This window comes from Methylobacterium sp. CB376 (genome assembly GCF_029714205.1).
Taxonomy (GTDB): Bacteria; Pseudomonadota; Alphaproteobacteria; order Rhizobiales; family Beijerinckiaceae; genus Methylobacterium.
In genome coordinates this window covers 6,043,758-6,055,746 of the sequence record NZ_CP121648.1, presented here as the reverse complement: position 1 = coordinate 6,055,746, position 11,989 = coordinate 6,043,758, and the positions used below count along the sequence as shown (strand labels likewise).

8 protein-coding genes and 4 pseudogenes are annotated in these 11,989 nt (G+C 62.8%); 7 read left to right on the top strand and 5 right to left on the bottom strand.

What is annotated here, in order from left to right:
• Positions 1–20 precede the first annotated feature (20 nt).
• The 3 genes from QA634_RS35965 to QA634_RS27910 all read right to left on the bottom strand — a co-directional run bounded on the left by QA634_RS35965 (position 21) and on the right by QA634_RS27910 (position 2,216).
• Positions 21–131 carry an ArsR family transcriptional regulator gene (locus tag QA634_RS35965; RefSeq protein WP_083784790.1) on the bottom strand — a complete coding sequence of 37 codons (111 nt, stop codon included), beginning with the start codon at positions 129–131 and terminating at the stop codon, positions 21–23.
• 234 nt (positions 132–365) lie between these two features.
• Positions 366–710, bottom strand: a complete 345-nt coding sequence (locus QA634_RS35960; RefSeq protein WP_168169191.1) for a hypothetical protein — start codon at positions 708–710, stop codon at positions 366–368.
• A 426-nt stretch (positions 711–1,136) separates the two neighbouring features.
• Positions 1,137–2,216 (bottom strand): AraC family transcriptional regulator, encoded by a 1,080-nt coding sequence (locus tag QA634_RS27910; RefSeq protein WP_083784819.1) that lies wholly within the window; start codon positions 2,214–2,216, stop codon positions 1,137–1,139.
• Positions 2,217–2,680: 464 nt separating this feature from the next.
• Here QA634_RS27910 and QA634_RS27905 point away from each other — a divergent pair.
• The 7 genes and pseudogenes from QA634_RS27905 to QA634_RS27875 all read left to right on the top strand — a co-directional run.
• A pseudogene (locus QA634_RS27905) lies at positions 2,681–3,619 on the top strand (3-keto-5-aminohexanoate cleavage protein).
• Positions 3,620–3,728: 109 nt separating this feature from the next.
• Positions 3,729–5,081 carry an MFS transporter gene (locus tag QA634_RS27900; RefSeq protein WP_012335233.1) on the top strand — a complete coding sequence of 451 codons (1,353 nt, stop codon included), beginning with the start codon at positions 3,729–3,731 and terminating at the stop codon, positions 5,079–5,081.
• Between the two features lie 49 nt (positions 5,082–5,130).
• Positions 5,131–5,919, top strand: a complete 789-nt coding sequence (locus tag QA634_RS27895) for an SDR family oxidoreductase (RefSeq protein WP_012335232.1) — start codon at positions 5,131–5,133, stop codon at positions 5,917–5,919.
• Between the two features lie 103 nt (positions 5,920–6,022).
• Positions 6,023–6,193, top strand: a pseudogene (locus tag QA634_RS35955) (CoA-transferase); the annotation flags it as partial.
• Positions 6,194–6,343: 150 nt separating this feature from the next.
• The gene (gene istA, locus QA634_RS27885; RefSeq protein WP_012290058.1) at positions 6,344–7,627 is read left to right on the top strand and encodes an IS21-like element ISMtsp8 family transposase; all 1,284 of its coding nucleotides are present in this window, start codon (positions 6,344–6,346) and stop codon (positions 7,625–7,627) included.
• A complete protein-coding gene (istB, locus tag QA634_RS27880) occupies positions 7,624–8,499 on the top strand; it encodes an IS21-like element ISMtsp8 family helper ATPase IstB (RefSeq protein ID WP_012290057.1) in 876 nt (291 codons plus the stop codon). Before istA ends, istB begins: the two co-directional genes overlap by 4 nt.
• A 68-nt stretch (positions 8,500–8,567) precedes the next feature.
• Positions 8,568–8,873: pseudogene (locus QA634_RS27875) on the top strand (CoA-transferase); the annotation flags it as partial.
• 1 nt (position 8,874) lies between these two features.
• Here the strand turns inward: QA634_RS27875 and tnpC are convergent.
• Together tnpC and QA634_RS27865 are read right to left on the bottom strand one after the other, a co-directional pair.
• Positions 8,875–9,940: pseudogene (tnpC, locus tag QA634_RS27870) on the bottom strand (IS66 family transposase); the annotation flags it as partial.
• A gap of 123 nt (positions 9,941–10,063) precedes the next feature.
• Positions 10,064–11,269 (bottom strand): ABC transporter substrate-binding protein, encoded by a 1,206-nt coding sequence (locus tag QA634_RS27865; RefSeq protein ID WP_012335229.1) that lies wholly within the window; start codon positions 11,267–11,269, stop codon positions 10,064–10,066.
• Positions 11,270–11,989: the final 720 nt, after the last annotated feature.

Genomic DNA, 11,989 nt, shown 5'->3' with positions numbered 1-11,989 from the left:
GCCATCGGCGGGAGAGCAGCTCAGCCGTGCTTGAACACGCGCAGATGCGGCGACACGGCCGGGCGGGTCATGGTCATTGTGCTGGCGAGTTCGCCGACAGCACGCGGTCTCTGCGCAAGACGCTCGAACAGCGCCCATCGCGTGGGGCCGTCGAGAACGGAGAGCGCATGGAGTCAAGAGAGTTAGCCACTGCTAACTGTAAGCAAGCACTAACCTAGCAAGGAGGCGGCCGGATCCGCTGCGAAAAGATCGCGCGGTGGCCACCCTCGTCCACCTCCCGCCTTTAGGGCAGCTCTCGTTGGATCTCAGCGCGCAGTACAAAGGGGCGCCCGCAGGCGCCCCGTCACAGTTGCTTAAGTCGAATTTCAATAACCGTAATAGTAGGGGGCAGGACCGTAGTATCCGTAACCGTAGGCCGGGGCTGGGTAGTAGCGGGGCGCTTGGGATGCAGCGATCGCACCGCCAATAATCCCAAGTGCCGCGCCGGCCGCGAGGGCGCCGCCGATCCCGGGGCCCCGTCGGTAGCCGTAATGACGGTAGCCATAACCGGCATGATACCCGTAGCCGCCCCGGTAGCCAGGACGCGCGTCCGCGGTAGGAGCAAGGAGCAAGGAGCCTGCGACGGTTGCGGCCAAAGCTGAAAGAGCCACCTTCTTCACTGTCGTCCCTCGACTGCTGAGTTCGTAGCGCGAGTTAAGCTGGGCCGTAATGAACCAACCCTGAACCCTCCGGGCGGGCTGAACGCAACCCTTGCCTCAACCGCCAGAGCGTTCCGGAGTAGCGGCTTCGCTCGGCGTCACATTGCCGAACGCCCCCAGGCTTGATCACAGCTTGATGTCAGTTGGACGTGTCGAATCGGTTGCGTCCCCTCCCCTGCCTCTCTGCAGCATCCGGCGCTCCGATGTAGCGTCACCGACAGCACCACCGCTGAACGGGAAAGTATGACCCAAAGCGGCCCCTCGCGGCGGATGTCGGAAATGTCCGGTTCCGAGGGCTCTCCAGACATTTGATGTCGCGACACGGCTGCTGATATCCGCCGCTTGGGGCAGCTCTCATATCAAGTGCGTCGGCGGACGCGGCCTACCCTGGCCGTGAGAATTGGTCGTTATGCCGGTTCTCCGGCCAAGCAAAGTGCTTTAAGAACCGGAGTGACGGGGGACATGATGCCGGTGCGTCGCCCTTAGCGGCATCTCGCCACGGAACTCCCCTGGATTTTTCCCGGTCCACCGTTTGAAGGCTCGCCGGAAGTTCGCGGCATCGCTGAAACCGACAAGCAGCGCGATGTCCTCAAGGCTCATACTTGTCATTCGCAGATATTCCGTTGCCAGCGAACGATGGACGTCATCGATAATTGCTGAAAATGATACCTGTTCGGCGTCGAGGCGGCGCCGTAGTGTCCGAGATGTCATACGCAGGGTCTGTGCTACATCTTCCATATCAGGGAACACGCCGGGCGATCTCATCAAGATCTGGTAGACCTCACCGGCGACACCGGCCGACGCATTAGCCTTTCCGATCAGAGTATCGCACGCGTCCTGAAGCAGAGCGGACGTCAGCCGATGCGCAAGCTGGGGCTTTTGTTCGAGAATGGCGCTATCGTAGTGCAACTCGCAATGTTCTTGCTCAAAAAAACACGGACACCCAAGATAATCGGCATAAATAGCGGCATGTTCCGGCGCCGAGTACGAAAAATGCGCCTTGGCCGGTGGGCAACTCCGGCCGGCAACGTCCTGCAGGTGAGTGACCTGTTGTGTAAACTGCTGTTCTATCAGGAACTGCCGAAGTTCCTTGGATGGAGCAAATGTAAATTCGTCAGGAAACGTCCACACCGCCACATTCGGGTACTCTCTCCACTCTATTGCAAGGGTCGGGGTAGCCAATAAATGGTATTTTACTCCGAGTCTAAAGTAGTCCCGGAGTGAAAGACACGACATCAAAGCGTACCCATACATACCGTATGCAGAAAGATGCAGGCGCGCGCCGACTTGAAAAGGTGTTCTTGGTTCGCACGATAGCGCGAGTGCATTTCTGCAAACCGCCACGTACTGCCGCACCGACGTAAGAGCCGAGGCATCATAGATTTTGCTTGCCTCAACCCCCGTATCGCGCAGAGCCTCCTCGGGCGGGATGCCCTGCTCGCCCAAGATTTCAACCAGCGCGGCTATTTTGTACGGAGCGTAGATCCTCTCGCTTGGCAGCGGCAGCCTCTTAGACACCGTCCCCTCCAGCACGTCCGATAAAGACCCGACCCTGTCCGAAAATGACCTTGGTCCCCACAGAGGGCAGACGTAGCATGCGCTAAAATTCCTGGGGAGGAAGAGCTTTGAACCCCTTTCCCATCACGTCGCCAGCCTGTCGGCCGGCAGCAACGCTTTTCAGCATTCACCAGGCGTGGATGTCGCCTTCTCCGCACTCAAGACGATTCCTGGGGCCGATACCGCGTCCCCCCACTTGGTGGTCGGTGGCGGTTGCGCTTCAGTCAAGCTTGCCGACGGATCACCACGTTAGTCGCGACCTGCCGGACGAGAGGAACGCGTCCGCGGTGAGTGGGAGTGGCGATAACCAGCACACACTGGGCGATCTCCCGCGTCCTCCATAGCTTCATCACTTATTGTTTTCGGCGCTAATTGCTGACCGCTTTGCTCAGGACTAATGGCCTATTGTTACCGCGAGTATCGCTATGAAAAGCTCGAACCGGAAAGTCATCATTTCGTGCGCCGTCACGGGGTCCACGCACACTCCGACGATGTCTGAATACCTTCCATTGACGCCGGAGCAGATCGCCAAACAGTCGATCGAGGCCGCGGAAGCGGGCGCGGCCATCATCCATCTCCACGCCCGTGACCCGTCGGACGGCCGTCCGACGCCAGATCCAGCTGTATACCGTCAGTTCGTACCCGTTATTGCCGCTGCCACGGACGCTGTCATCAATATCACCACCGGGGGCAGCACGCGCATGACGATGGGCGAGCGGCTCGCCTATCCCATGGAAGCGGCACCTGAAATGTGCTCGCTGAACATGGGATCGATGAATTTCTCTATTCATAGGGTCGCTGAGCGCATTTAATCATGGAAATACGAGTGGGAAAGGGAATATCTTCAAGTAATTGAAGATATCGTCTTCAGAAATACTTTTAAAGATATATCCCATATCCTGGATGAGATGGGCCACCAGGGAACACGGTTCGAGTTCGAATGCTATGATGTCGGGCATCTTTATAACCTTGCATATTTTGCAGATCAGGGGCTGGTTAAACCGCCCTTCTTCATTCAATCGATATTCGGAATTTTAGGGGGGCTTGGGGCTGATCCTGAAAACCTGACACTGATGCGAATGACAGCCGATCGGCTGTTCGGCCGGGATGCCTACCTGCTTTCTGTTCTGGGTGCAGGCCGCCACCAGCTTCCATTTGTAACGATGGGGGCGCTCATGGGCGGCAACGTTCGCGTCGGATTGGAGGACAGCATCTACATCTCAAAGGGAGTTCAGGCTAAGACGAGTGCTGAGCAGGTCAGGAAGATACGCGGTATTCTTGAAGCTCTTTCCCTGGAAATCGCTACACCCGATGAAGCCCGGGAGATGTTGAAGCTGAAGGGCAGAGACAAAGTTTCGCTGTGATCCTCCTATGAACCTCAATCCGTTAAGGCAGAATATATCCAAATGGAAGCACGACGCTTGCGCGATCGGCTGGAATCTCGAGCGGCGCAAATTTCGGAGATAATGAGCTATGGACAAGGCACCGCCCAGCACATCGACAACAACAGCAGACGAGACGCTCCGGGTAGCCACGGCGAAGGTGATGCGCCATCTTCTCCCGATGATGGTGTTTATATACTTCCTTTCGTTCATCGATCGCACCAACGTCGCGCTCGCGAAATCCGCATTTCAAACTGACTTGGGGATCACGCCCGCCATGTATGGGTTTGGGGCGGGGATCTTCTTCTGGGGATACGCCCTGTTGGAAGTTCCGAGCAATCTTCTGGCGCACCGCGTAGGCCCGCGACGGTGGATAGCACGGATTGCGGTTACCTGGGGCGCGCTTTCCGCCGCGATGATGTTTGTCCAGGGCGAATGGTCCTTTTATGCATTCCGCTTGCTGCTGGGTGTGGCCGAAGCAGGCTTGTTTCCGGCCCTCATGTATGTAACGACGCTGTGGTTCGCGCAGAGAGACCGCGCCGTCGCGGTCGGCTGGATCTACACTGCCCCCGCAATGGGTTTGACGATCGGCAATCCATTGGGCGGAGCTTTAATGCAATTGGACGGCTTAGGTGGCTTGCATGGATGGCAGTGGATGTTTTTGCTTGAAGGTGTCCCAACCGTCATTTTCGGTATTGTCCTTTGGTTTATCTTCCCTGACCGTCCGAGAGACGCTCGTTGGCTGACACCGGCTGAAGCGGCGGCTCTCGAAAGCAACGCGAGCGGAGAGACAGTCCATCAGTCTCACGCACCCTCGAAGGAGTGGATCTCCGCGATAAAGCGCCCGAGCACGATTGTGATCGCGCTCATCTACCTTTTCAACCAAATCGGTTTTGTGGGATTGTACTTTTTCGTCCCTTCTATGGTTCAGCAAATGCAAGCAAATACGCCACTGATGATCGGGTTGCTCTCAAGCACCGTCGGGATTGGGTTTCTTCTGGGTGTTCTGATCCTGCCGCGGGTCAAGCGTTTCTTCACGGGTGACATGCTCTTTTTAGGCCTTATCACAGCAGGCCTCCTCGCAAGCTCGATTTTGTTTCTGCTGACGACGCTGCCTGCAATCCAGCTTGTGCTTTTTACGACGACGGCCTTCTTTGCGGGTGGCATCCTGCCGATCTTCTGGTCTGTCGCTATGAAGCGGCTGCATGGCATCCAGGCGGCCGCGGGCCTCGCATTCATTAACACAATCGGCCTCATCGGGGGTTTTATCGGACCGTACATATTCGGTCTCGTGGAGAAAGAAACGGGTCGCAGCGCCTCTGGCTTCGCTGTCATCGCTTTAACGTCGGTGCTCGGCCTCGTCTTGATCCCGATCTTGGCCAAATTCCTTCAATCCGAGTCTGAGCCCCACAATGATAGCGCCCTGCGTATGAGTCATCCGTAACCACGGAGCGCCGCAGGAACCATCTCGAACTGCCACGCGAGGGAATTCCATGAGTACGGTCGAACGTCTAAAGCCCTTGCCCGGCCTGAAAGTTTTGGTGACGGGCGGAGCTGCAGGGATTGGTGCCACCATCGCAAAGGCGTTCGCTGAGATCGGCGCGCGCGTGTATGTCTGCGACATCGACCCTTCGGCGGTCGAGGACATCAAAACGGCCAACCCAGCAATTGGTGCCGCTGTCGCAGACGTGGCCGAAAGACAGAGTGTCGATCGCTTTGTCGACGCTGCTGCCGATGCGCTCGGGGGGTTGGATGTCATCGTCAACAACGCCGGGATCGCCGGCCCTACCGGAGCTATCGAGGCCCTTGAGCCGGAGGACTGGGAGCGAACAGTCTCGACCAATCTGAACAGCCAGTTCTACGTTTTGCGCCGCGCCGTCCCCATCCTGAAAGGCTCTCAGGCGCCGAGCATCGTTGCTATATCGTCGGTGGCTGGACGTCTCGGGTACCCGTTCAGGACGCCGTATGCCTCGACCAAATGGGCGATTGCAGGGTTAGTTAAGTCGCTCGCCATTGAGCTTGGCCGGGAGAATGTGCGGGTCAACGCAGTTCTACCGGGCCTCGTTGCTGGACCGCGGATGGATCGCGTGATCGACGCGCGGGCGCAGGCGCTTGGGGTCAGCTTTGAAGTAATGAAAGGCGAATACCTCAAAAAAATCTCGCTTGGCAGAATGGTGACCGAAGATGACATCGCGGCGATGGCGTTGTTCCTGTGTTCGCCAGCGGCAGTAAACATTACCGGTCAGATCATCAGTGTTGATGGCAATGTCGAGTATCTGTAACCCCTAGCGGCCGCTTTTCTGACCACTACCTCAAGGAACAACGGATCGGCGCGACGCCGATACAGATGGCAGCGCGCCACCAGAACATCGGAATGGATCTCCCGTGAGGAACAGCCTGACCCCTGCTGCGGCTGCTGACCTGGTTCCAGACGGAGCCAGCGTGATGATCGGCGGCTTCATGGCCGTGGGAACTCCGAACCGCGCGATCGCGGCGCTGGTCGAGCGGGGCGTGCGCGGCCTTACGATCATCGCCAACGACACGGCCCGGCCCGGCGTCTGTGAGCGGGCGTTGGATCCTCCTCACTTGTGGGCCTGCAATTTTCCCCACCCTCCCGGCCGCCCCTGAGCCTCCTGTTTGAGGCGGGATGCCCGCGCGGCGGCCGTCTCACCGAAGCTGGTCCCCGTGGCGGGAGGGAGCGGCGCGGTGGTCAGCCTCGGGGAACTCATGACGATCCTGGACCTCCACCGGCAGGGCCTCTCGGTCACCGCCATCGCCCGCCAGCTCGGCCTCGACCGCAAGACCGTCGCCAAGTACATCGCCCGCGGCCTCGAGCCGCCCGTCTACGGACCGCGATCCCCCCGCGCGCGGGCCACCGACGCCTTCCTGCCCTACCTGCGCGAGCGCCTGGCCGCCTACCCGCAGCTTACGGCCGTCCGTCTCTGGCGCGAGTTGAAGGAGCGCGGCTTCGCAGGGGCCTACACCGCCGTGAAGCGAGCCGTGGCCCTGCTTCGCCCCTCAGCTCCTCTGCCTATCGAGCGCCGCTTCGAGACCCCGCCGGGCGAGCAGGCCCAGGTCGACCTCGCCCGCTTCGAGGTCGTCTTCGCCGACGAGCCGGGCGTGACCCGCATCGTCTGGCTGTTCGCGATGGTGCTGGGCCACTCGCGCTATCTCTGGGCCCGCTTCGTCGTCCACCAGGATCTGCAGACGGTCCTGCGCTGCCACATCGCCGCCTTCCAGGCCCTTGGAGGCGCCCCGCGCGAGATCCTCTACGACCGCATGAAGACCGCCGTGATCGGCGAGGATCCCGACGGCTTGGTCATCTATAACCGCAGCCTTCTCGATCTCGCGCGCCACTACGGGTTCCTGCCGCGCGCCTGCCGTCCCTACCGGGCCAAGACCAAGGGCAAGGTCGAGCGCCCGTTCCGCTACCTGCGCGAGGACTTCTTCCTCGCCCGCTCGTTCCGCAACCTCGACGACCTGAACGACCAGCTGCGGCACTGGCTCGACACCGTGGCCAACGCCCGCCGGCACGCCACGACCAAGCGGATCGTCGCCGACGCCTTCGCGGAGGAGCGCAGCCAGCTGCGGGCGCTGCCGCCCGTGCCCTACGAAGCCGTGCTCAGCCTGGAGCGGCGCGTCACCCACGAGGGCTTCGTCTCGGTGGCGGGCAATCTCTACAGCGTGCCCGACACCACCCGCCGCCGCGCCCTGGAGGTGCACGTGCTGGCCGATCAGATCCGCATCTACGAGGCGGGTGAGCTCGTTGCCTGCCACCTGCCCCTGGAAGGGCGTGGGCTGACGCAGGTCGATCCAGCCCATCGGCGGCCGCGATCTCCCCCGCCCGAGCCACGAGACCCTGCCGAGCCGGTGGTCGTCAGGCGCGCCGGCGACCAGGTCGCGCGTCGCCCGCTGGCCATCTACGACGCCGTAGCCCGCCAACTCGCGGGAGCCGGCGTGCCCAGGACCGACCGGGGAGACGCGGCATGAGCGGAACTGGCGAGCTGATCCCCCCACTGGTCGAGCGGATCAAGGCCACGCTGGTAGGGCTGAAGATGCCGCGCGCCCTGGAGATCGTCGACACCACCGTGCGGCGGCTGGAGCGCGGCGAACTCAGCGCGCTGGAGGCGGTCGATGCCCTGCTGAGCGAGGAGCTGAGCCTACGCGAGAGCCGGCGGGTGAAGACCGCGCTGGTGATGGCGCGGCTCTCGACGGTCAAGACGCTGTCGGGCTTCGACTTCGCCTTCCAGCCCTCGCTCGACCGCACCCGCATCCTGGCCCTGGCCGAGCTGGGCTTCGTGGACCGCTGCGAGGTGCTGCACTTCCTCGGCCCGCCCGGCACCGGCAAGAGCCACTTGGCGGTGGCCCTCGGGGTCGAGGCGGTGAAGGCGGGCCGCAGCGTGTACTTCACCACCCTGGCCGACCTTGTGGGAACGCTGGCGCGGGCCGAGCGGGAAGGAACGTTGCGCGAGAAGATCCGCTACTTCTGCCGGCCGGCGCTGCTGATCGTGGACGAGATCGGCTACCTGCCGGTGGTGCCGGGCGGGGGCAACCTGTTCTTCCAGCTCGTCAACGCGCGCTACGAGCGGGGCGCGATGGTCCTGACCTCGAACCGCGGCTTTGCAGAGTGGGGGGAGGTGTTCGGCGATCCGGTGGTGGCGACCGCGCTGCTGGACCGGTTGCTTCACCACGCCGTGGTGGTGCAGATCGAGGGCTCAAGCTACCGGCTGCGCCAGCACACCGCGCTCATGCCCGAGCACATCCGCTCGAAGGCAGCCCTGCAGGCTCCGCCGCTCGCCCCGCCTCCGCGTCGGCGCGGACGCCCGCCCAAGAATGGAGGTGCTCACCTCGGCATCGCCTGACCGCCGAGCCCGCCGATCTGAGGAAAATTGCGCGCCCGAAATTGCGGAAGGTTCGAAGCCCGTTGACAGGCGTCGGCATCGGCCGGCTGGTCTCGGCGGGCTGCGTGGCGCGGGTGATCGCCTCGCATATCGGCACCAACCCCGAGACGCAGAAAGCGATGATCGCGGGCGAGATCGCGGTGGAACGCGTGCCGCAGGGCACGCTGGCTGAACGGGTCCGGGCCGGCGGCGCGGGCCTTGGCGGCGTACTCACCGCCACCGGGATCGGCACCCTGGCGGCCGAGGGGCGGCAGATCGTGCAGGTGGACGGGCGCGATTACCTCGTGGAGCCTGCGCTGAGAGCCGAGTTCGCGCTGGTGGCCGCGCGCAGCGCCGTTGGTCGCGAGCCCGGCCGATCTCGGCTTGCAGAGCGCGGGTCAGATCGCACTGGCTCGGGACGGACAGGATCTCGGACAGCCGCCGTTCCAGCGCCCGGCGCTTGGCCGAGAGCGTCGAGGCCGCCAAGTCGATGACGCGCTCGGCCAAGCTGAACACGGACCCGAGCCACAACTGCAGGCGCAGCGGCACCGGGTCGTCGCTGACCTCCACCGCGTAGGCGACGTCACGGGCCAGATGCGCTAGGCAGGTCTGGTGCCGCACGCCGTGCCCCTGCTGGGTGATGTAGCGGTCCGACAGCCACACCGCGGGCCGGTGCCCATCCATCATCGCGTGCACCACCGCGGCGGCTCGGGTCGGGGCGGCGTGATGAACGACCGCCTCGTCCGAGCGGGAGACCCAGTGGTACGAGTTGCTGCCTTCGATCCGGACGCCAGTCTCGTCCGAGGCCACCACTGCGGCTCGGCGCAGCGTCGGCACCGCCGCTTCACGGCCTCCCACGAACCGACCCTGGGCCCGCCGCGAGCCCGTTCATCAGCCCGCCCTGGCTCAGGGTCAGCCCGAACAGGTTGGCCAGCGCGGCCTGCAGACGCCCGTAGGACAGGCCCTGGAAGGTCTTCAGGTAGGTCGCCACCGCGTGCAGGCGCGGGCCAAACGGCGTGCTGGCCGCCGCCTGCGGCACCGGGGCGACAACGCGGGTCCCGCAGGACGGGCGGCGCACCGCCAGCCGCTGATGCTGGGTGACGACGGGCGTCACCTCGGGCAACTCGGTCCGCTCGCACACGCTGACGATCTCGGCCGGCAGGTCCGCTGCCAGGGCACCGCCGCAGTACGGGCACTGACCCGGGCGGTGGGCCACGACCTCGTCGGGATCGGGGCTGAGCATGCGACTGTGCCCCTCGTGACCTGGTTTGGCGCCGCCGGGCTTGGCCTGCTCGCGCCGCTCCTTGCGATCGGTGGAGGGCGGCTTGGAGGAGGTGCGCGAGGTCTTCTCCGGGCGCTGCAGGCGCAGCACCAGCTCGATCAACTCCTCCTTGCTCAGGCGTTCCAGTTCGCTGCGGCCCATCTCACGAGGGAATCAGCGAAATCGGCTTCCGGCAAGAGGCGCGGCAGGCTCCCTCCAGCGGCCTCGCTTGTGGGTCACGCCGCGCTCGCGCGCACCCCGTGGGTAATTACCGCCCGGCCTTCGTTAGGTCTTGCCGACGAGCGGGCAGCCACCCTGGCTCATGGGCTTGAAGGCCTGATCACCGGGGATCGTCGCGAGTTTGTTGTATAGATCCCACGGTCCTTTCGACTCGGCCGGCTTCTTGACCTCGAACAGGTACATGTCGTGGATCTTGCGGCCGTCCGCCCGGATTGTGCCCTTGCCGAACAGCGGATCGTCGGTCGGATTCGCCTTCATCCAGTCCATGACGACTTTTGCATCCTTCGACTTCGTCGCCGCGACCGCCTTCAGGTAATGCAGCAGGCCCGCGTACACGCCGGCCTGATTCATGGTCGGCATGTTGCCGTTCGCCCTCTTCGCGAAGCGTTCCGAGAAGGCCCGAGTGCCGTCGTTCAGGTCCCAGTAGAAAGATTCGGTGAGCACCAGCCCCTGCGCCGTCTCGAGGCCGAGTGCCTTGGCGTCGAGTACGTAAAAAAGCAGTGCCGCGAGCTTCTGCCCGCCCTGCGTGATGCCGAATTCGTGGGCCTGTTTGACGGCATTGATGGTGTCGCCGCCCGCGTTCGCGAGCCCGATCACCTTGGCGCCGGATCCCTGCGCCTGAAGCAGGAAGGACGAGAAGTCGTTGGCTGGGAACGGCACCTTGGCGGAGCCGACAACCTTTCCTCCGCTTCGCGTGACGACTGCGGCGGTCTCGTTCTGTAGCGATTGTCCGAAGGCATAATCTGCCGTCAGGAAGAACCAAGTGTCACCGCCGCGCTTGACCATGGCGCTGCCCGTGCCGTTCGCGAGCGCGTACGTGTCGTAGGTCCAGTGCACAGTGTTGGGGGAACACTGCGACCCGGTCAGGTCGGTGCTACCAGCGCCCGAGTCGATGAAAATCTTGTTTTTCTCGCGCGTGATCTGGCTGACTGCGAGCGCAACCGACGACGTTGGCACGTCCAGGATGGCATCGACGCTATCCCTGTCATACCATTGCCGGGCGATACCCGCGCCGATATCCGGTTTATTTTGGTGATCGGCGGACACGATCTCGACGCTGACATCCTTGCTGATTGCGGCGAAATCCTCTGCAGCAAGTTGCGCTGCAACGACGGAGCCTTTGCCGCCAATATCCGAGTAGACGCCAGACATGTCGTTCAGGACGCCGACCTTGACACTTGTTTGCGCCAAGACAGGTACCGTCGATAGCGCAAAACATCCGGCAGATAGCAGCAATTGCTTCAGGTTCATCAAGGTGCCCTCCGACCTACGCCTGTTCTCAACGCAGAAAGTGGTAGCTGGTACGCGATCGTCAAGCTCGACGATGGCCGCCGGCTGCCCGGTTAGAACCCATCACCACCCTTTAATCCTGCATGGCACAAGGTTTATCCGGCGTCCCGATTGCCAGGTCTCGACGGCTTGGCCCCACGTGGGCGAGCCTGAGCCACGCGTCGGCGTGCGCTTTCGAAACTCTTCGCTCCTGCTCAAACGAGCGGTCCATCCAGACTTTCGCGAAGGACGCTTGGGAGTGTGTTCCATACGCCCGCCTGATGCGAATCGGCGGGAGTGCAAGAGGGGCAATCGCTGACTTCGAAGGGCCGCTATCGGATATTTAGCGGCCATTCCAGCGGCACCGGTCGAATGTCTGGAAGTGGCGCTTAGCCGAACTGGGCGGACGCCAATTCCTGGCGCATCTGCGCGATTGGCGGAATTGTCCCCGCACGGCCGCGGGCGCTCAGCAGCCCGATGTCGCGGCTATGACTCCTGCCCTGTCACGGATTGATATGCACGCGATGCTCGACGCCATGAACCGGACACCTAGCCACATAGCTCGCCTGTCGGTCATCCAGCCTCCCGCATGGCTCCCCGCTGCGGGCGCCTTCAGCGTCGGCTACCGCAGCGACGATGCGCCGGCCTGCGGCGTGAGCGCTATCCTCCACACCGACATTCTGCATGATCGGGACGGGTTCA